Origin of the sequence: Methanosarcina sp. (genome assembly GCF_049706645.1) — an archaeon.
In the GTDB taxonomy this organism is placed as follows: Archaea; Halobacteriota; Methanosarcinia; order Methanosarcinales; family Methanosarcinaceae; genus Methanosarcina.
Window position 1 is genome coordinate 30,918 of sequence record NZ_JBNAKP010000038.1, and the last position, 19,962, is coordinate 50,879.

The window sequence follows — 19,962 nt, forward strand, 5'->3', positions numbered from 1 at the left end:
ATAAATGGGGCTAGGTAGTGTACGCATCAGAGTCGTAACAAACAGGGACGAGATTTCCGGCCTGGAAGCAGAGGAGAAGGCTGTACACCTTGCTTTTAGACCTTCGGACCGGGATCTTTTTAGTCTGGTCAAGACATGTCCCGGGATAGAATTACTTCAGCTTCCCGCATCTTCCTATGAAGGACTCTCCAAATTTATCAAGATGTACCTTTCTTCTTCAGGTATTCATCTGGTAAAGGGGGATGTCAGCGGGCACTGGCATGATCTTAATAATTATTTTGTAATACCCGCTTACGTGCTTGAAAAAATAAAAGAATTGAAAGTTCAGGGAAGAACCGAGGAAGAAATTATCGGGGAGATAACAAATATAAGGAAAATTAGTCCTGACATGATTCTTCACTTGCTCCACAGCTCGTTCCTGGCAGCAGGTCCGGAGCGGCCACGAATGAACAAAGTTTAAATAGAGGAATTCTTGCTCTACTTCCGGCGGCTTACAGGCGTTTCCACCATTTTCGTGAGGCTTTCTGTTCTTCTATCTGTTTTAACCCTTCAGATGCGAGTTTTTGCTGCATTCGATATTTTCGGTTTTCCTCGCTAACCTTCGAAAACGCTTCTTCTTTACTTGCAAGGGTCCCTTTTAATTGCTTTATAAACTCTTCCTTTTCTCTAAGCTGGATTGCCAGTTTTTCTTCTCCTTCACAGGCTGAAAGCTGCTTCTCAAGCTTTTTTACTTTCTCTTCAGCCGTGGCAAGCATTGCTTCCATGGTGTTTATTTTTCTTTCTTTCCCGGCAAGCTTCTCTTCAATTTTCCTCATCTCCCCGGCCTTTGCAATAACCTCTCCAGCCAGGGTCTTGAGATCTTTATCTTTTATAAAGATGCTTTCCGTAAGTTTTTCTATTTCTCTTTCTGTCGCTGAAAGTTTCTCACCAAGGGTGCTTAGTCTTTCTGCTCTTTCCCTGAGTTCTTCAGTAAGGCCGTCGATCTTTTCTTCTTTTTCTATGAGCCTGGACTCAAGATTTACGGCTTCTCCACTCTTATCCATGAATTTTTCCTGAAGGGACTGCAGTTCCGAATCTTTTTCACGGAAAAGCTTTTCACGCTCTTCAAGCTCTTTTTTTAGCCTGTCTAACTCTTCTTCTTTGTCTGTAAGTTGTTCGTGAAGTTCATTTATCTTCTGGGTTTTTTCTTCAAGCCCTGCTTCCAGGTTTTTCAATTCAGACTGCTTGCTGTCCGGCTGGAAATAAAGGGAATTTATCCCTGAACCTTCTCCGTTCTCTTCCTCACTAAAGGCCGGAGAAATTTCATTTTCACTTTGAAAAGCCTGTAATTCCTTTTCGTCGGAGATAAAACTTATCTGTCCTCGTGTGTTTTCACAGATTCCGGCCCAGGCAAGGATGGAAGCTACCGGGGTTACTCTCTTAAAAACGGTATCGCCTATCCTGCAGCCGTAAATTTTGCTGGCAATATGGCCCTCCAGGGTATCCGGGCCAAGGTTAGGGTCACCAAATCTCGAATTTGTTGCGTTTCCTTTCTTTGCCTTCCCGCCGTTTTCCCTTATACAGTTAACGGCTTCGGAAAAAATCTCCCAGGGGAGAAATGGCTGGTTTTTCAGGTTGTCAACGTAGACTCCATCCGTTTCGGATCGAGCTTCAAAAAAATGTTTCCCGCTCATCAGCGGAATCTTTGCCGGATTTCCTTTTTTATCAAATTGACTTTTTATTTTTGAGATAACAGGATCTTCCATGCATGAGCCTCTTCAAAGTGATATCTGAAGTATATTGAACATGACATTTTATAAAAGTTGTGCAATTTTTTCGGGAGAACCCGGGTTTATAGAGATTTCGGCATACATAATAAATATATTAAATCTGCCCTGACCCGAGGCAAAAGAGAATATCTCCAACAAAAATCTGATTTTCTGTTGATTTTGTTCTGTATGTATCCTGCAAAATGTCCCAAATATTTCTTTAAGTTTTGCTAAAAACACTGTTATACATACTGATTTTTATTATTTAGATGGGCATTTTGTAAAAATAACTAAAAAGGTGTAAATAAAAATTCTTTTTAAATGAATCCGGTAATTATAGAAAAATATTTAATGAAGAATTTTTTACTATCAAGTGAAAAAAATCAATAGATCTGGAGGATACACTTTGAAAATAAGGGTTGTGAGTTCAAGAGACGAAATCTTTACACTGAATCCAAATGAGAGGATTGTGCATCTGGCCTTCAGGCCTTCAAACAAGGATATTTTTTCGCTGGTTGAGAACTGTCCGAAGATTGAGGTCATACAGCTTCCGAAATCTTACCGGCGTACAGTTTCCAAATCCATAGAAATGTTCCTTGAAATGCAGCGTATCCAGCTCATCGAAGGCGATGTCTGGGGCCACAGGAAGGATATAAATGAGTACTACCGCATTCCCTCGTCAATTATTGAGGAAATAAAAGAACTCAAAACTGAAGGTAAATCCACTGAAGCGATTGAGGAAAAGGTCTCAAGGGAAAGCAAACTTAACCCTGAGATGGTTGCTTACATCCTTAGAAAGGATGTTACAGCCTGAGAGCCTGAAGCAGTAGCTTTAACTCTCCTCAATTTTATTTCTTTTTACGCCCGGTTTCTTATTATTCTATTTATATAATTTTATAATTCATGTTTTTTTCGTAATCTCAGTTATTTTTCATAATTTCAGCTTTTTCTCATAATTTCGGTTTTTTCTAATTTCAGTTCTTCTTCATAATTTCAACTTTTCTTTATAATCTCAATTCTTATAGTTCTGCTCTTCTTCACAATTTCAGCTCTTCCGTATTTTTTAACTTCTCTAACTCTTAAAACTTTGTTATTAGATAACTTCCAATACTTTAAAATTTTTATTATCCTTTTATTTATTACACTCCTTTATTTTCTCTGGTAGTGCTTTCCAATCTTTTGTAGACCTTCATAGTATAAACTAAATCAAATTGAATAGACTCTCAGAAATAAAGATTACCCTGTGAGTACCTATAACTGAACAATACCTGGTAAATTCCTCTTTAGAGTGCCGAAAAAACAGGAAAATCCAATTTTGAGATCCAGTTCTAAAACCTGCTGGTATTAACTACTTCTCATTGAAACCAGAAAAGATAAACAGTCAATGAAATGAATAAACAGGTATTTAGGAATAAACAGCTAATCCGACAATAAAATCCGGTTAGAGAATAAGCAGGCAGTGAAATCTCGTCCATTGCCTTTTCATTCTCTCTTGCTAAGCCATATCACAAATCTCGTTTTGCCATCCTTTTCAAGCTCAATACAACCCTCGATCTGTTCCACGAGAATATTTACAAGTTCGAGTCCCAGAGAATCCGGACTTTTGAGATCATGTTCTGCGGGAAAACCTTTTCCGTTATCCTCTACAACCAGTGAAAACTGCAAGTCTCCGCCATCCGGGCAGTTTCGTTCTGTCCATGAATTTTCAGGCTGCCTTATTTTATAAGCTTCGGCTCGGCTGAGAACTATGCCGATTTCTCCTCTGGTTCCTGCAGGAAAAGTATGCTTCAGGGCATTTGAAACCAGTTCGTTTACAATAATTCCAAGAGGGATTGCGGTATCCATGCCCAGATATACTTTTTCAAGTTCAAGTTTCAGGCTGATCTCCTCATTTCCCAGCCTGTATGAGCGGAAAAGGTCTGCAGTCAATTCCGGAGGTAATCTCCAAAGTCCAGGGTATCGATCTTATCTCCTTTGTAAAGTTCCTCATGGATAATAGCCATGGAAATAACCCGGTTCTGGCTTTCCCGAAATGCTTCATTCATCTCTGGAATATCCGGTAACCAGTTCCGTAGCGCCATTTACGTCAGTAATCTTGCCCTCAGGCCCGATAGTGACCAGAGGATATAAACTGGTTTCATTCTGACTGGTCAAATAAAGAAATATAAAAATTCATTGCTTCTTCGGCATTACCGGAAAACATTAAAAATGTAGTAATTTTCTGCTTTGATCTTTTCATTCACTTCTCTTTTTTACTCTACTAATCTATTATATACAGTGAATCTGCATATACAGTAAATTTTCTATAATCGTTTCTAAAAAGAGAAATTGAAAAAGACAGAAAGCTTCGTGCGAGATCTTCAGGTGCACCTGGCGTTGCTTTTGCCTGACGGCCCCGCGACAAAGCTCTAACAGGGATACGCTATGCCCCTGAGCCATAAGGCCTGATTTCATGTGAAAAGCAGGCGTGGGAAATCCATATTCTTTCTCTGGAATCCGGCAGCATTTTTGTGCCCTCCGCCGCCATATTGCTGGGCAATTTCGGCACAATCGGGTGAATCCGGGTTCCCTGAATCCGACCTCAGGCTGAATACTACCATATCCTCTACAGCCTGCCACATGACCGCAATATCATATTCAGGCTTCTTATAGATGAATTCCCCAAGATCGGAGATGTTCCCGGTAGTATTTACAAGCCTGGCCTTCAAGTTATGAAAAATGAAATCCACCCCACGGTCGAAGGCTTTCTGAATTTTGTAACCTTGAGCTTCCAGGAGTAATTCACCGATGGCTATCATTTTATTCACAGTGTCCTCATACTCCGAACCGAGAAGCACTTCCCATACGGGATCATCAGGGGTTTTCACCATCAGACTGAAGCCTGCACTGAAAGCCCTGGTCTCAACGTATTCAAACCTCCACATGTCTTTGTCACCAATATAGGCGACAGCCGGAGGAGGTGAGATATATTCAGGGTGTGTCCACTCCCATGTAAGCACACAGGCTGCCTTTTCAATGGACCGGATTCCCGGAATACTGCCTGAATTCCATATTTCCGGAAACTTCTCCATAGCGGTCTTATGATGATCTATCCATATCAGTTTAGGCCCGCAAGCCTTTACGAATTCATCCATTTTATCGCTTGTAAAATCAAGAAGCCATACTTTTTCGGCTGCCTCTATTTCTTCCTCATTCCATGACTCTTTGCCGTAATTTATAGAAACAAACTTTATGGCAAACTCATTCCGGTCATAGTAATTCCCGGCTACAGCGGCTGCACAGCATCCGTCATTATCGTCGTGATAATAAATTAAAATCGTGCGTTTATAATCGGTCATTTTCTGTTCCTCTTACTTTACAGGATTTCCTCTCAATTCTATCTTTCCTCTCAGTTCTATCATGTTTTCTGCTCCATATCTTATTTCAGAGTAATTATGTGCTAATTATGCTTCTTCAAACGCATAACATATTGGAACAACCATACCGGAGTGACCATACCGGAATACAATTTACAGGACATTTGCCCAACCTACAGGAGATTTGCCCAGTTGCTAAAATACATATGTATGCATCTGTCCGTATGAATTATAATAAAGTCCAGAATTGGCTCTTTAAGCTCTTTATTCCTTCCAAAAATAGCAAAGTTTTCTCCAGATTCCGATTCCAAACGTGCAGAAACATAACGAATTGGATATAGAACAGCAGATAACAGTCAATTTGACGTTATTCCTTTAGGTTGCGAGACAGCCTGAGTATGTCCTGCAGTTTTTCTCACGAGCCTTAGCTGAATCACCAGAATAACAATTAAAAGAAGAAATAGGCAATGGATTCCTATCGCAGGTGCTCTCACAGCTCCGGGAATCCTCTTAAACATGGTTGTTAGACCTGGTTGTTTAATTCTGCATAATCGCAGGGACTTCATAGGTCGCCAGGTAATCCGGCTCTGAATAGATTGAATCAGCCCAGGAAACGATTCCTTCGATCTCAGCAAACTCTATGGGGCGATAGTCTGTAGCCTCCAGCGAGATATTTATCGTTTTCCTTTCGCAATCTACAAAGGGTTGCTTTTCAAAATCATGGCTGTAACTATGTGCGTGAATTATCCAGCCATCGAAATCTTCCGGTGCATCTGTCGGGTTGTATACTAGACAGAAGTGTTTATTGCCGATATCTACAGTGACATAATCCAGCAGGAATTCTATATTTTCAGAGAGATCCTGGTCTCCCTTAATAAATACGATATTTCCTGACAGACGCTTTAACCAGTAATCCATATCTTCTGCGCTTTTCCCATAGGAAATGTCGCCCAGGAAATAAACGATATCATTAAAACAAACCGTATCGTTCCAGTTCTTAAGCAACGCCTTATTCATTTCTTCTACATCCATAAACGGGCGGTTGTTGCGCCTGATTATGCCGGTGTATCCGAGATAAAGATCTGCTGCTACATAGACTTTGGATTGACACAAGCCAGATCACCAGATATATAATGATTTTTAATTATAAATAAAGCTATCATTATAAAATCTGAAAAATATAGGCGAATTTGGATTGTCCTGTCAGAAGTGTACAGGACCTTCCGTTATGGCATCGGAAGAAATGAATACAAAATAAACCAGATAGATTCTTAATCTAGAAACCGAGATCGGATAAAAATCATCTATTTATTCACAGGCTTTTTTTACTTCTGTTGTGTCATTGAGTACAAATTCTTTTTTATTTTTAAGTTAGGGTGTTTGATTGTCTTGTAGTATCATTGACTGTTATTTTTTACAATATTCTTACAGTTCTACATAGAAAGGAATATTAAGATTCTGGATATCTTATTATCATTCAAAAATTAGTACTAAAATAAACAACACTAGGGAGTTACTATATGGAAGAACAGAAATCTAGTAAAATCAAAAAGATAGTGTGTATACTTCTGGCAGTCTTGCTCATATTAGCAGTGACAGTTCCGGCAGTAAGTGCTGAAGATACTGGCGTCAAGGAGCAGGATGTACCTGGCACAGATACCTCATCTCTGACAGCTACGCCGGTAAACAGTGATATCACCTGCGATCTCAAAGACAATGGAATACCACCGGATTAAAGACTGAATTTCGTTATATCCAGGATAGAACGGAAATAAACTTTAGTTTCTTTAAACTTTTAGGGCACTAATGAATATAAAATCAAAATGTCATAATCTGGTATATCAAACTTTTCTCTTTTTTCACATAAAAATTGCGGCCGCGCTTAAGATTCCAATCTTTTTTGAAAACTAAAATCATACCTGCTCACAGCTACTTTATCACCTCTTTAAATGAAACAGGATACCTGAAACAAAAATTTAAGTCTCGGGCGGGATTCGAACCTGCAACCTCGTCCTTACCAGAGACGCGTTATGCACCTGAGCTACCAGGAAGTAGTTTTGCTATCAAAACCACAGAAATTTAGTGTTTAGCGTCTTCTTTTATTTATATAGTACCTGGTATATTTAATGCATCAGGGATCTTCAATGTTCAAATCTTCCTCAAAAAGTCCCCTGTAAATTTTCTGTAGAGTAATAAGGAAAACTCGGTATGGAAGACATCGAATCAGGTGACAATACTTTTAAATAATAACATTTTTAAATATCTCTTTTGATATAAGTACAATACAGGCCGAAAAGAGGAATAAAGTTGACTGAAAAACGGGTATATTAAAATCAACATGAAAACCTCTTGCAGGCTCAGTACAGAATTTTGTGGGAAATCCTCTGGAAAATAGAGGCGACATAATGAAGGGAGGCAATAAAATGAAGGAATTTTGCAATATCTGTGGTCGGGAACTGCTGGAAGATGTGCTGGTCGTGGATACCAGCCAGGATATGAAACCAATTAAATTCAAGGACGTTCACGGGGATAAGTCCGATTTGATATGTATTGAGTGTGCGACTGAATCGGTTGAGAATCCCCCCTTCTTATGTTCGAGATGCGGGCAGCCAGTCGAATTCGGTGAACATTTCTATGTATTGAGGCTGGGAACCATAAAACCCGGTGGTCTCAAGGTGGACTTTAAAGAAGTATCCCCTGACGATAAATGTATCTGTCTCACATGTTTCGACGAGTTCATGAATCCTGAAGAGGAAGAAGAAAGAGACTAAATGGATAGCCCTGTCTCTAAACTTTGTTCCCTGCTTTGCCCGTAATTTTTTTGATCCCTGGGCAAAAATAAGGGCCATCTGCCCAAGAAAGTAGTATATAAATAGAAAATAAATATAAATAGAAAATAAATATAAATGGACAATAAATAGAAAACAGAACTTATATAGAAATCAGAGCTGATTTTTTCGGCTTTATAGGAATTCTAAATTATAGAGTTTTATAAAAGAGGTTTTAAGTTAAGTGCTCCTTCGGCTTTCTGCCAAAAAACATGGGAGCACTTAATTTCAAAACGAGATTATACTCAGCACCAATATTTCCTTCTTGTTTTGCTCAGGAACATACTGAAACAGGTTACTATTAAATTATTGAGCAGTTGATCCTATAAGTGAATAAAAAAGGAACCTGGCCTTGACCAGGTGCCGCACTTCGCAACTCTTCAGAAATTCGTTTCAAGAACACCTTCTAGTTTCTTCAACTTAGTTTTGAATCAAATCTTAAACTGTTTTATTCAAGAGAAAAAACGATAACTGTAAACGCTATTGATGCAGCAGAAGTTCAAGTATCTTAAAATGAAAATCACGTCCAGTACATACAATCCCACGTGTTCTCATTTATGAATCCAGACCTGGGACATATGCAGATTCTTTGAATATAAGAAATTTTGAAGCAGAGTTTCAAAAAAGCCATCAATTTTGAGTCCCACACCGTTGTGCCGCCTGCAGCTGATACAGGTTAAATGTAACCGTGAGTGCAGGTTCTGAGTACAGATTCTAAGTACATTTTCTTTAGAAATTTTATATCATTATTTACATATAATTAAGTATCCTATCATAGGTAAATAGACAAAAAACAATCAGTAAGTTGTCAGGAAACTAACAAATTATCTGCCAAAGGTAGGATGTAAATTAAAGCCATATTTGTATACACTCACTAGCAGTTAAAATTTAGACATGTCAATCTTAAAATCAGGATAGAATCCCAATATATTTTGGAGAATTGCTAGGAGTATTAAATAATAACAGAGCCTGGAAAAGTAGTCATAATAGCCGCCTTTCGAGATAGTATGGACAAATCCCGTGAATTCATTTTGTCTTGAGCCGGTGACTATTCAAGAAGTATCCGAATAAAATAGAAAATAAATTAATGACAGGGGGGAAATTGATGTATATCGAGAATTTTGCAATTATTCTTTGCCAGAAATTCAAAGTAATCTTCAATGACTGGTATTGAGCAGATTGGAAGCTTGTCATATAGCCACCTTTTCGAGATAATATGGACAAATCCCGCGAATTAACTTTGTCTTGAGCCGGTGACTGTGCAACGAGATTCAAAAAAGCATAAAAGTACACTAAAGAGTGGAGGGAAATGCAATGTATATCGCGAATTTTGCAATCATTCTGTCCCAGAAATTCAAAGTAATCTTCAATGATTATAGCTGGTTCTGAGCAGATTGGATAGACAATCGTAATAGCCACCTTTTCGAGATTGAACGGACAAATCCTTTGTACCCGTTTTGTCTTGAACTGGTGGCTGTCAATAGCGGCCTAAGAGTTCCGTATAATTTACAACGTAATTCTCAAAACGAATTTCTTTTAATTTTTATACTATCTCTCATGTTTTTTTCTTACATTTAATGAACAGATCTGTCTAGATCTGTCTATTACGGCAGATTCATGCAGATTCGATATCGATCAAGTAATTTCTGCTAGCGTTTACTGTCACGAATGCACTCTATTTAGTTTTTTAACTACAACAATTAAAAAAGCTAGGCAGAATGCACTTTTGCAATCACACATTTAGAGCCGGATGAGAATGAATGATATCGTTTTCTTGTTGTCTCGGTGGATTGAATGGAGAAGTGTTGCGAATTTACTGTAATTTGGAAGCTATTTTCGTATATTTTTGCTAATAACTTCTGGTCACTGACTTTGTTTTATTGCTCGACTCACCTGACCTCAATTTCCTATATACGGCATACTTACCTGCGCCGTCACAAAAATGGCATACAGATAATGATTTCCATAAAAACTTGAAGCCATTTCTGTAAAAAACCAGATTCTATTCCTCAGAGTTTCTAAAAGTAGGCTTTGAACCTGAGTATAATAATAGAATAATAGAAACAAAAAGAACAAAGAAAATCAAAAAAATAAAAAAAGCCTCGGGCGGGATTTGAACCCGCGACCTCGTCCTTACCAAGGACGCGCTATACCCCTAAGCCACCAAGGCACTGCTGCTCTAAGAGCATCTCCAAAATATCACAGCAGAGATATAAAGCTTTCGACTGACCACAGGGACAGGAGAGAAATCCCCTGTGACTGCTGGAAAATTTGTGGATATAATTAAAATAAATTAGAAAACTGGCTTCGAAAAAAGCCTGAATATTTCAATTTTATTGCCGGGTTTGGTTTTACTTTGTATTTCCTTTATAAATTCCAGCGTTTATCGATCGGGAAGCGCTCGTTGATCCACATGAGGACGTGGTTGTTGTGGACTATCTTGTAGGAGCGGGAAAGAACAGGTATGCCGTCAAAGGTGGGTTCCCCTTCAAGGATTTCGAGTTCGCCCATGTCGCGCCTGGTTTCAAGGTTATGGCTGCGCAGGATTCGGCCAATCGGGATGTCCGCCCGCATGAGTTGTTCCCGCATGGTATCAGGCATGCGTTCGAGGGGGGAGAGGGATCTTGCATGGACAAACGTTGTGCCGTCTGCGGAGAGCTGGACTACCCGGTCGTTTATCTCACTGCCTTCTTCCACGCCCAGAAGGGCAGCTATTGCTTTGTCGGCTTTAACCGTGTACTGGGACTCGGTTATCACGCTTACCGGCTGTCTGGTCATTATCTCCAGCAGGAAGGTAACAGAACCGTCGGTCCCGCAGCAGACCCGCAGGCAGGTGGGAATCTCAAAGCTCTTCAGTTTTTCCAGAAAATCCGTGTTCAAAAAGATACCTCCAGGTAGGGGTTGCCAGGTAGCAGGAATTTCGAGTTTCAAAACAGAATTGAGCCGTCAGGAGTTTTACTCCTCTCCGACTTCTTTCTTGGCGTTTTTTATGCGCTCTTTTGCCGTATATCCGGTAGCTTTGTTCAGAAAATCCCGGAAGGCCCTATTGGTCTGCATGACTATTTTGTCATCGGTTACGGCTTTGTCGGAAACCGTGTCCACAGAGAGCATTTTATTCTCGATCCAGACTTTTATCTTTGACAAAGCTCCATAGGAAGTCTCAAGGACTCCTCCGTTTCTGGAGATTTCCCCGGGAAAACACTCCTCCATTACCGAGTAAATCCTGTCAATATCAGGCTTAAAACCGCGTTTTAATTTGTACTGTTGCATTGCTATCCTCTTATAAGAGATTTTCATCTCAGATAAAGTTTGCTTAGAATCGGTTTGCTTAGAACCCTTTCCCTCACATTCCCTCACATTCCCTCACATTCCCTTACATTAACTCACACGTAGTACCTTTTCTTACATTCCAGCATATTTTGTTATATTCCAGCATATCATACTAGATAAATAAGTAGAAGAAAAGATACCACTTTCCAGAGTACACCTCTAATTATTCAGTTCTGCTCATATTTAACATTGGCCATTAATTTAATCTGAGTTATATTTTCAAACGAGTTCTTAACACGGATTTTCTTGCTTTCACTTTAGGGAAGTCCCTTTTTATTCTATATTCTATCAGTACTTCGTATTAGTTTATCTATAACTCATTTGAAGTTTATCCGTATTTTATCTGCAGCTTTTTCTTCATTACTTTTATTTTTTTATTTTTATTTTTACCGGTGTTTATCCTTGTTTTATCTGAGTTTTGCTTCTGGTCTTCTTTCAATAGTCTGTTCCGGTTGTATATTATATCGTAATTTAGTTCCGATTTTTATGTTGCAATTTTATAAATTTGGCGTTATACTTTGCAAATTAAATATTCTGTCTATAGTAGATAATGCTCGCGAGAATCAATCATAAATATGATTATGCCTATCATAAGTTGATACAAAAAAGAGACTGATTACATGCCTTAATCTCTGAACATTTAACTCGATTTGTCTTATCGATTGCTTTAACAATAAGCAAACAAAATGCCTGTCCGCTTGACTGAATCTGCTTCTTTTTGATAGAAGCTGATCTAAATTGATAGAAATTATGAGTAAAAAGAATAAGAAGGTGACCTCAGGATGCATAAAAAACTGAATCTGGAAGAATTAGTTGCTTCAAAGGAGCTTGAAAAAGAAAAAACGGAAGAATGCAGCGATCTGGAAAATGAACAACTTTACGACCTTATAATCCCTCCAGGCACGGTTGTATCTATTATTTACGATATTGTTGAAGAGTTCGGGCTCGAACCTCTGACAAGGAAAATGTTTGTTGGCGTAGCAAACAGTGAAGAAAGGGAGCTCCTTGTTCTGCGCGGCCCTCTGGAGAAGGTTCAGGCTGCTGAAAAATTCCTCTATGACGAAATGAAGGCCTGGATTGAAAGCCAGTAATCCTGTTAAATTTCCTCAAACCTGTTAAATTTTTCAGAAAATCCTGCTGAATTTCTTCAGTCCTGTAACACTTCTTCGGGCCAATGGACTGAGGAATATAAAATTTGAAAAACAGCAGTAAATACTAATCTTTTTTTAGAAAAGTGTAAAAGACATAAATGTTAAAAAGATAAAGACATGCCAGGTGGATCCCGATTACTCGGAACCGATGCCTGTAATGCTTTCCCTTGAAAAATCAAATGCCGTTACTCTACCTGTTTTATTAAACATATCGAGTTTCGAGCCGGCTTCGATTTCCCCGATAATGGCGGCTGTAAGCCCTGCCTTTTCAAAGACTTTTCTGCATTCTTCAGCCTTTTCCGCGTCTGCAGTAAACACGTAGCCTGTCCCCGGGTGCACTTTCAGCCACTGTTCAAAATCCACGTTCTCGGGTTTCGGAACTTTCTCAAGGTCCACGGCTGCACCAACTTTGCTTGTTTCACAGAGCATTCCAAGTGTGCCTATAAGCCCTGGATTGCTTATGTCTTTGCCTGCAGTGGCAAGTTTCCGCTTTGCGATTTCCTGGGTTACTAGGTAGGTTTCCCTGATTGTGGCCGGGGCTTTAAAAGATGTCGTGTCCCAGCTGTAAGGGGAATTCGGCCCTATCTTCCCATCCATGTCGTAAGCTGCAATAACCAGGTCTCCGGGCCGGGCGGTGTCGCTTCGGATCACGCAATCTCTTTTAACTATCCCGATAATGGCAACTGAAATGGAATTGTACTCCGTATCAGGATGGACGTGCCCGCCTACAACCGGAACGCCGAATTTCCTGACCCCTTCAGCCAGGCCTTCCATAAGTTCCCTGCAAGCCGTTTCGGAGTTTGAAGAAGCTATATCTACCATAGCAAGGGGCTTTCCGCCCATTGCTGCGATATCGTTCACATTAACGACTACAGCTCCATAGCCTGCCCACCAGGGGCTGGCATCCAGCAGCCTTCCCCAGATCCCATCTGCTGCAAAGAGGATAACATCGTCTCCTCCTATATCGATAACTGCCGCATCGTCTCCAAAATCAACGATTGCGTTCTTATACTCCGGGCGGACGGTTTCGAAAATTGAAACAATGTCCTCAATCTGTTTTTTTCGGGTAACCCCTTCGAAGGTTTTTATCCTTTCTGCGAGCTCTTCCAGGTTCAATGTCAGGCTTCCTTTTGTTTTTAATTGATACGAGTACATAGTAATACAAATACGAGTAGTCAGTAATACAACGCGAATACATTAGTAATACAAGTACGAGTATTAGCAGACAGGTACGAGTAATTAAATAGTACAGGTATGAGTACATCAGTAGCACAAATACGAGTACATCAGTAATTAGATAACATTCTTAGTAAGATATCTATTAATTAACGACAAGTTACGAAACTTCCCTTGTTGAAGATATCCTGAGATATTTTGGTGAGTACCTATTCAGTTTATCCTTTATCTCTTTTTTTCTTTCTTTCTCTGAAAAGAAGCGACAGGTTTTTATTAAGTTCTTCTATTCTATTAAGGCAACCTAATATCTTTTCAAATATATAAAAATCTCTTACTGCTAAATAAGGAATGAAAAACATGGTAGCAAAAATTAATGCCGATTCCTGCACAGGCTGTGGAAGCTGCGTAGACGAATGCCCAGCAGCTGCAATTTCTCTAAGTGACGATGATATTGCAGTTGTAGATGAAAGTGAATGCCTTGACTGCGGTGCCTGCGAAGATGCCTGCCCTAACAGCGCAATCACAATCGAGTAACGCTTTTAAATACAATTTTAAGTACGTTTTTAAAATAGATCTGAGAAGTGGAGTAAGAGTACTCCGCCTTTCAGGTTTCTGATCCGGAATTCGGATTTAGAAGCTTTTTTCAATTCCATAGCTAAAAATTACAGACATTACCGGCGAGATATTCTTATAGCTACTGGCTAGATATCCTTAGCTACTGGAGAAAATTCTATCTTAATACTTTCTCTTTTCAAGCTTCTTCTTTCCCGTCTTCCTTAAGGATTTCTCCTACTTTTTCGATATCCTCTTTTGTCTGGATTTTTATGAGCTTTCTGCGTTCTTCACTCATCTGTGACATATCCTGAGCAAGAAGTCCGTAAGCATCAGCTCTGCACTGCCTGCAGTGGCGCATTTGCAGAACGTAAGGTTCGCACGCCTGCTGGACAGCTTTTCGCTCTTCTGCGGTGGGCGGCTCAATATTTGCAAAGGCTCCCTGGTTGATAAGGGGCATGATATTCATTATGTAGACACCGAGTTCGTTGAGTTTTCTGGCAATCTCAACTACGTGTTTGTCATTAACGCCCGGGACAAGCACAGTGTTGACCTTGATAACCACTCCTGCCTCGACAGCCGCTCTGACGCCTTCAAGCTGGTTCTTTATCTGGATTTCTGCGGCTTCGACTCCCCTGTAAATCTTTCCATGATACATTATATGATCCACGATTTTTGCCTGGATCTCGGGATCGATTGCGTTTATCGTCACCGTTAATGTGGAAACTCCCACGCGCAGGATATCTTCCAGCTTTTCGGGGAGCAGGAGTCCGTTTGTACTCATACAGAGTGTGAGTTCAGGAAACTCTTTTTTTATCAGTTCAAAGGTTTCAAAGGTCTCTTTGTTAGCCAGGGGATCTCCAGGGCCTGCGATCCCGACAACCTTGATGAAAGGGTACTCTGCCAGGACCTGCTTTGTCTTTTCAAGGGCTTCCTGCGGAGTAAGAACCTTACTCGTAACCCCTGGGCGGCTCTCATTTACACAATCAAATTCCCGAACGCAGAAGTTACACTGGATATTGCATGACGGAGCCACAGCCAGGTGAATTCTCCCGTACTTATGCTGGGCTTTCCTGTCATAGCAGGGATGTTCGGCAATCTTTCTCAGGAGCTCCTCTCCAAATTTAGGGCTGTCTATGTCACTTATAAGATTGTTCTCTTCTGGCAAATGTGTTCTCCTCCGTTCGGAGTTTTAAAGTACAGCAGAATCTCAGTACAGGGCAGTTTCAGGATGTCTAATTCACCCTATGATGCGCCCCTTGATATACATTGTGGAATTTCTCTGGAATTCCGGAGAATTTCGAGGTACTTCTCCGGAGTCCCTGCCAGGTCTCGATTTTATATTACTATTTATTAAAATCACTCTAATTATATAAACCTCGTATAGTATTAGAGGTCTTCAGTGAATTTTTACATCGTCGTGAATTTATTGCATCTCTATGAAGTTATCTCCCAACAAATCTTTGGGGTAAGCTGGGAGTAATTATGAATGTTGCCAGTATAAAGTTATCAGAATACACGCTATCAGATCTGCTTATTCTGAGAAATTGTCCATTTCGCACCATTTTCCTTCCCCTTCCCAGATTCTGACCCTGAGAGGGAAGCCGAACTTCTCCAGAAGGCGGGAGTGGATATGCTGGCACAGGTATTCGGAACTGGGGAATTCAAGGATTTCGTTTAACAGCATATGGTCGTACTCTACCAGGATTTCCTTGACTCCTTTCTTCAGGTCGTAGAAATCAATAACCATCCCACTTTCCCTGACTTCTCCTTCTATTACGACCTCGATTTTATATGTATGGCCGTGTACTCTTCCGCATTTTCCGTGCCCTGGAAGGTAGTGGGCACTGTCGATATAATCAATAACTCCCAATCTCATTTTTGCCATTTAGTCATACACCCCGTTTCAATTGAGCATTCCTTTCAAGAATATCTTTCTCACTTTAATGCTCTTTTTATTCTCCTTAATTCCGATTATAAGCACCCCCACATCCTGTGGGTCTGGGGGATAATTCGTGTGTCTATGATTTCAAGCAGGCTCTTCTGCAGCTCCATAATGTTCTGCACGGATGCCTGTATAAATCCCGAACTCATCGGGTCACGGCCAATCGGGGTTTCAGGCTGGAGAATTACACAGGATACGTAAGGAGCTATGGCCTCTACGGCCGGATTTACGGTTTCTAATTCCGTATTCCTGTCTACCACAATCTTGCAAAAGCAATCCCTTGAATGGCTTTTTCTCAGAAGCCTGAAACATTCTATTGTGTTTTCCATGTGTGCTTCCCTGGCTTCAGGCCCGATACCCCAAAGCGATTCGGGAAGTTTGAAATCTCCTGACACATAAGTAACCTTTTCAATCAGCTTTCTGGCCTGTTCAGGCAGGGTCATATTGGATTCAAGGTAAAGCGGCGAGGCAACATTCAGCCTTTCTATAAAATCCGCGTACAGGAGAGGTTCTCCCCCGGTCAGGGAGACTGAATGGAGCTTTTTGAAAGGCTGCAGTATAGCTTCCAGCCGGTCGATACTCACAGGATTTTTGATTTTCTCAAAGCTGCCGCTCCCTTCCACCTGCTCATAATCACAGGTTCCAGGGTTTGCAAAGTCCGTATCACAATAATTGCAATTGAGGTTGCAGCCAGAAAAGCGGACAAAAGCCTGCCTTGTTCCAACATACGGACCCTCTCCCTGCACAGAACAGAAAACCTCCCTTATAGGAGCAGACATAAAACCCGAAGCTGACATTATACAACTCCCAGGGGCCTGGACTTTCTCAGGTCCTTTTCTATATCTTCAAACTCGCGGATATAGGCATCTCCTATTGCCTGCATGAAACTTGCAACCTGTTTGCCCTCTCCTATTCCGGCTTCTTCCAGATTTCCGTATACATCATGAGAAACATTAATGCCAAAATGGATCTTCTGGGAAACTGCAGAGGTGCTGGCAATCGAGACTGTCAGTTTTTTTCCTTTAAGGAAAAGGTCATCTCCTTCCCGCGTTGTCTGGACCCCGATATCTGCAAGGTATTCTCTTACAATGGCTGTAAAAAGACGCTGCCGGGTATAGATAAGTTTAAGGTCCGTAGAATCAAAATGTTCGATAATGAAATTTACCATATCTTCGGACCAGATTGATTCGTTTGCTCGTCGGTCTTCGAGGTCGATCATGTGCTCGATTTTTACGTCGCATGCCCCTCTAAAAACTACAACCGAGTCTTCCTGAACTCCAAAATTGTTGTAGGCCCAGAGAGAGGAAATCTGGCTCCCGTCATAATCAAATTTCTCAGGTAAAACGATGCATTTCATGGAATTCTCTCTATAAGTTTCGTTGTAAATTTTCTGCAAATCTTTCTGAAATTCTTTCCTAATACACGTTATCGGTATCCGACCAGGTTCTTTCAGCTCAGATCCCAAGCCTTTCCAGAAGAGGGTCTTTTACATCTGCATTTTTAAAAGCACGTGCTCTGCGCACGCAGCTTTCGCACTTTCCGCAGGGTATTTCTCCTCCGTGGTAGCAGCTCCAGCTGTACTCAAGAGGAGCTTTTGCTTCGAGAGCTTTTCTTACGATTTCGGATTTCCCAAGCTCAATTAAAGGAGCCAGTATTTTTACTCCGTTCCGGGTAGAATAGAAAAAAGCCCTGTCCATTGCCTGCACGTAGGCAAGGGAATTGTCAGGGAAGGTCCCGGCCTCTTCTCCGTTAAAGCCCACAACCAGGTAATCACATTCTCTGCTTTCAGCAAAGCTTCCTGCGATATTGAGCATTACCCCGTTTCTGTTAGGAACCCAGACCGCCTTTGCTGAAGCTTCTGTAATTTCTGCAGGCGCTGCTTCGTCAATATCCTCGAATGACATGGATGGGACTTCAATATCCCTGTTAACAAGGGAGGTAGATGTTATTTCCGAAAGCCAGTCCAGTTTTATAACCCTGTGCTCAATTCCGAAATATTCGCATACCTTTCGTGAGTACTCAATTTCCCTCTCTCTGGCCCTCTGCCTGTAATCAAAGGTAATGGCCATCTCAATATCAAGGTCTTCCGCTGCGATTGCGAGCGCAGCAATTGAATCAAGCCCGCTGCTCAGAAGGGTTATAGCTTTCATTTTAACTCACTACTAAACTTACTATTTTAATTCAAATTAAATTTAATATTTTAATTCAAGTTAAACCGATTATTTAAATTCAACAGGAAACGACACTGGTTATTTATATTCAACAGGAAACTACACTTATTATTTAAATTCAACAGAGAATTCAATTTATTATTTAAATCCAATAAGGAATTTCTCTGAATCTATTTTTCAGGATTTCCCTAATTTATTCCGTCAGGATTCTCCGGGTATTCTTCAGGGATTATTCCAATAATACCAGTAACTCGTATTTAAAAGTAGCTGTTTCCGTGGCGGAGTTTCAAGGCTGAGCCTCTGGCTTCGTGCTGTCCCAGATTTACTCCCGGTGCAACAATGGAAAAGCAGCTCCGGTTTAAGGTTTAAGTCTGAAATTCGGCTCCAAAACCCGACTTTAAAATCCTGCCTGTAAAATTTTAATTTCCGGAAAAGGCTCTAAAGAATCTGCTTAGCAAATTCTTTTTAGTAAATCCCACTATATATTAAATAGGGAAATCTAATCTAAGAGGTGGGATAACTTGATTGGAATTATTTCAGATTCACATGATAACATGAATGCTCTCCGGAAAGCTGTGGAATTTTTTAATGAAAGAGGAGTAAAAGCCGTGCTTCACGCAGGAGATATTATCTCTCCTTTTACTGCAAGAGCCTTTAAGGAACTGAAGCCAAAACTCTACTTTGTATTCGGAAACAATGACGGGGACAAATTAACACTTACAAAGCGACTTGAAGAAATCGGAGCTGTTTCCTGCGGGGACTTTGGAGACCTGACGATTGACGGGCTGCATATCGCCCTTCTGCACGGGACAAACGAAGCCCTGGTCAAAGCGCTTGCCAAATCAGGGGAATTCGACGTGATAGTCCGGGGCCATACTCATGATCCGGATGTCAAAATCATTGAGGGGGTCACTGTGATAAATCCAGGGGAATCCTCGGGCGTGCTTTCCGGAAAATCAACTGTTGCCGTTCTTGAGATTGCAAATCTCAACGTTGAGATAACTCAGCTTGAACTGGATTGATTTTACTCCCCTCTTATTTTTTAGCTTTTTTAGCTTTTTTGGCATTTTTCGACTTTTTCGGCTTTTCGGCTTTTTCGAGGCGGAAAACCGAGCCTGGTTAGCTGGCGATAATACCGGAAATTATATTAGTTCTCGCGCAGTTTCCATTTCAACCTTTTTTGAAACAACTTTTCATTAAAGGTCGTATCTATTACTAAGGTTTGTATCTTTCACTAAGGTTTGTACTTTTTATCAAGAATGTATCTCTCATTAAGGTTGTAACAGCCATGAAACCAGCAGGAACGGAACCTACAGACTCTCTACCTGGCAAGCCGGATGAAACGGAAAAAATCTCCGGAAAAAGAAAAAATACCCTTATTTTTGCCTGTTCTGGCCTTTCCAATACAGGAAAACTTACGATGCAGGCAGCGTCGGCTCTTGCTTTCCGGAGGCCTGACCTGTACAGGGCTGCAGCTGCTCATAAAGGGGTTGATGCGGTTGAGGACGCACTGTCAGACGGCTTTAAAATTCTTGCCCTGGACGGATGCACGGACCGCTGTGCCACAAAAAAGCTCGATGAAGCCGGGCTGAAAGCCGACGTATATCTGATGGTTACAGAACTCGGGATCGAGAAAACAAAGCCTTCGGATCTCAAACCCGAGTACATAGAAAAAATTATCAGAGTTATAAAGGACTCCTGAATT

The 19,962-nt window shown here is 40.7% G+C and carries 22 protein-coding genes and 1 tRNA gene; 8 read left to right on the top strand and 15 right to left on the bottom strand.

The annotated features are described in order from the left end of the window. The first annotated feature begins 4 nt into the window (after positions 1-4). Positions 5-460 carry a DUF1699 family protein gene (locus ACPK8D_RS13300; protein ID WP_424718343.1) on the top strand — a complete coding sequence of 152 codons (456 nt, stop codon included), beginning with the start codon at positions 5-7 and terminating at the stop codon, positions 458-460. Between the two features lie 31 nt (positions 461-491). On the opposite strand, the gene ACPK8D_RS13305 is transcribed toward ACPK8D_RS13300, so the two are convergent. Next, a complete protein-coding gene (locus tag ACPK8D_RS13305) occupies positions 492-1,745 on the bottom strand; it encodes a chromosome segregation ATPase (protein ID WP_424718344.1) in 1,254 nt (417 codons plus the stop codon). A 409-nt stretch (positions 1,746-2,154) separates the two neighbouring features. On the opposite strand from ACPK8D_RS13305, the gene ACPK8D_RS13310 reads away from it, so the two are divergent. Beyond that, entirely contained in the window at positions 2,155-2,562 is a 408-nt protein-coding gene (locus tag ACPK8D_RS13310) for a DUF1699 family protein (RefSeq protein WP_424718345.1), read from the top strand. A 668-nt stretch (positions 2,563-3,230) separates the two neighbouring features. Here the strand turns inward: ACPK8D_RS13310 and ACPK8D_RS13315 are convergent. The 5 genes from ACPK8D_RS13315 to ACPK8D_RS13335 form a co-directional block, all read right to left on the bottom strand. Beyond that, positions 3,231-3,677 carry a sensor histidine kinase gene (locus ACPK8D_RS13315; protein WP_424718346.1) on the bottom strand — a complete coding sequence of 149 codons (447 nt, stop codon included), beginning with the start codon at positions 3,675-3,677 and terminating at the stop codon, positions 3,231-3,233. Next, entirely contained in the window at positions 3,674-3,793 is a 120-nt protein-coding gene (locus ACPK8D_RS13320) for a histidine kinase dimerization/phosphoacceptor domain -containing protein (RefSeq protein WP_424718347.1), read from the bottom strand. The genes ACPK8D_RS13315 and ACPK8D_RS13320 overlap by 4 nt, the downstream gene beginning before the upstream one ends. A 92-nt stretch (positions 3,794-3,885) precedes the next feature. Then, a complete protein-coding gene (locus tag ACPK8D_RS13325) occupies positions 3,886-3,987 on the bottom strand; it encodes a VOC family protein (protein ID WP_424718348.1) in 102 nt (33 codons plus the stop codon). Positions 3,988-4,198: 211 nt separating this feature from the next. Continuing rightward, entirely contained in the window at positions 4,199-5,086 is an 888-nt protein-coding gene (locus ACPK8D_RS13330; protein ID WP_424718349.1) for a hypothetical protein, read from the bottom strand. Positions 5,087-5,641: 555 nt separating this feature from the next. Next, positions 5,642-6,217 carry a phosphohydrolase gene (locus ACPK8D_RS13335; protein ID WP_424718350.1) on the bottom strand — a complete coding sequence of 192 codons (576 nt, stop codon included), beginning with the start codon at positions 6,215-6,217 and terminating at the stop codon, positions 5,642-5,644. 407 nt (positions 6,218-6,624) lie between these two features. Between ACPK8D_RS13335 and ACPK8D_RS13340 the strand changes: the two genes are divergently transcribed. After that, positions 6,625-6,840, top strand: coding sequence for a hypothetical protein (locus ACPK8D_RS13340; protein WP_424718351.1), 216 nt, complete (start codon positions 6,625-6,627; stop codon positions 6,838-6,840). Positions 6,841-7,527: 687 nt separating this feature from the next. Further along, positions 7,528-7,875 carry a hypothetical protein gene (locus ACPK8D_RS13345; RefSeq protein ID WP_424718352.1) on the top strand — a complete coding sequence of 116 codons (348 nt, stop codon included), beginning with the start codon at positions 7,528-7,530 and terminating at the stop codon, positions 7,873-7,875. A gap of 2,155 nt (positions 7,876-10,030) precedes the next feature. Here the strand turns inward: ACPK8D_RS13345 and ACPK8D_RS13350 are convergent. The 3 genes from ACPK8D_RS13350 to ACPK8D_RS13360 form a co-directional block, all read right to left on the bottom strand. After that, positions 10,031-10,102: transfer RNA gene (locus ACPK8D_RS13350), tRNA-Thr, on the bottom strand. A 197-nt stretch (positions 10,103-10,299) separates the two neighbouring features. After that, positions 10,300-10,812: a chorismate--pyruvate lyase family protein gene (locus ACPK8D_RS13355; RefSeq protein ID WP_424718353.1), complete on the bottom strand. Its 513-nt coding sequence runs from the start codon at positions 10,810-10,812 to the stop codon at positions 10,300-10,302. Between the two features lie 75 nt (positions 10,813-10,887). Further along, positions 10,888-11,202: a DUF5611 family protein gene (locus ACPK8D_RS13360; RefSeq protein ID WP_424718354.1), complete on the bottom strand. Its 315-nt coding sequence runs from the start codon at positions 11,200-11,202 to the stop codon at positions 10,888-10,890. 842 nt (positions 11,203-12,044) lie between these two features. Here ACPK8D_RS13360 and ACPK8D_RS13365 point away from each other — a divergent pair. Beyond that, positions 12,045-12,353, top strand: coding sequence for a hypothetical protein (locus tag ACPK8D_RS13365; protein WP_424718355.1), 309 nt, complete (start codon positions 12,045-12,047; stop codon positions 12,351-12,353). A 195-nt stretch (positions 12,354-12,548) separates the two neighbouring features. Here the strand turns inward: ACPK8D_RS13365 and ACPK8D_RS13370 are convergent, their stop codons facing one another. Then, positions 12,549-13,529, bottom strand: coding sequence for a methanogenesis marker 2 protein (locus ACPK8D_RS13370; protein WP_424718356.1), 981 nt, complete (start codon positions 13,527-13,529; stop codon positions 12,549-12,551). 417 nt (positions 13,530-13,946) lie between these two features. Here ACPK8D_RS13370 and ACPK8D_RS13375 point away from each other — a divergent pair, with 417 nt between their 5' ends. After that, positions 13,947-14,123, top strand: a complete 177-nt coding sequence (locus tag ACPK8D_RS13375) for a 4Fe-4S binding protein (protein WP_424718408.1) — start codon at positions 13,947-13,949, stop codon at positions 14,121-14,123. Positions 14,124-14,340: 217 nt separating this feature from the next. On the opposite strand, the gene nifB is transcribed toward ACPK8D_RS13375, so the two are convergent. From nifB to queC, 5 genes are all read right to left on the bottom strand, one after another. Continuing rightward, the gene (nifB, locus tag ACPK8D_RS13380) at positions 14,341-15,309 is read right to left on the bottom strand and encodes a nitrogenase cofactor biosynthesis protein NifB (RefSeq protein WP_424718357.1); all 969 of its coding nucleotides are present in this window, start codon (positions 15,307-15,309) and stop codon (positions 14,341-14,343) included. 366 nt (positions 15,310-15,675) lie between these two features. Beyond that, entirely contained in the window at positions 15,676-16,029 is a 354-nt protein-coding gene (queD, locus tag ACPK8D_RS13385; RefSeq protein WP_424718358.1) for a 6-carboxytetrahydropterin synthase QueD, read from the bottom strand. A gap of 86 nt (positions 16,030-16,115) precedes the next feature. Then, complete coding sequence (locus ACPK8D_RS13390) at positions 16,116-16,883, bottom strand: 7-carboxy-7-deazaguanine synthase QueE (protein ID WP_424718359.1); 768 nt, start codon at positions 16,881-16,883, stop codon at positions 16,116-16,118. Then, positions 16,883-17,443 carry a DUF366 family protein gene (locus ACPK8D_RS13395; protein ID WP_424718360.1) on the bottom strand — a complete coding sequence of 187 codons (561 nt, stop codon included), beginning with the start codon at positions 17,441-17,443 and terminating at the stop codon, positions 16,883-16,885. Before ACPK8D_RS13395 ends, ACPK8D_RS13390 begins: the two co-directional genes overlap by 1 nt. A 97-nt stretch (positions 17,444-17,540) precedes the next feature. Beyond that, complete coding sequence (queC, locus tag ACPK8D_RS13400; protein ID WP_424718361.1) at positions 17,541-18,236, bottom strand: 7-cyano-7-deazaguanine synthase QueC; 696 nt, start codon at positions 18,234-18,236, stop codon at positions 17,541-17,543. Positions 18,237-18,778: 542 nt separating this feature from the next. Between queC and ACPK8D_RS13405 the strand changes: the two genes are divergently transcribed. After that, positions 18,779-19,279, top strand: coding sequence for a metallophosphoesterase (locus tag ACPK8D_RS13405; RefSeq protein ID WP_424718362.1), 501 nt, complete (start codon positions 18,779-18,781; stop codon positions 19,277-19,279). A 266-nt stretch (positions 19,280-19,545) separates the two neighbouring features. Continuing rightward, positions 19,546-19,959 (top strand): putative zinc-binding protein, encoded by a 414-nt coding sequence (locus tag ACPK8D_RS13410; RefSeq protein WP_424718363.1) that lies wholly within the window; start codon positions 19,546-19,548, stop codon positions 19,957-19,959. Positions 19,960-19,962 lie beyond the last annotated feature (3 nt).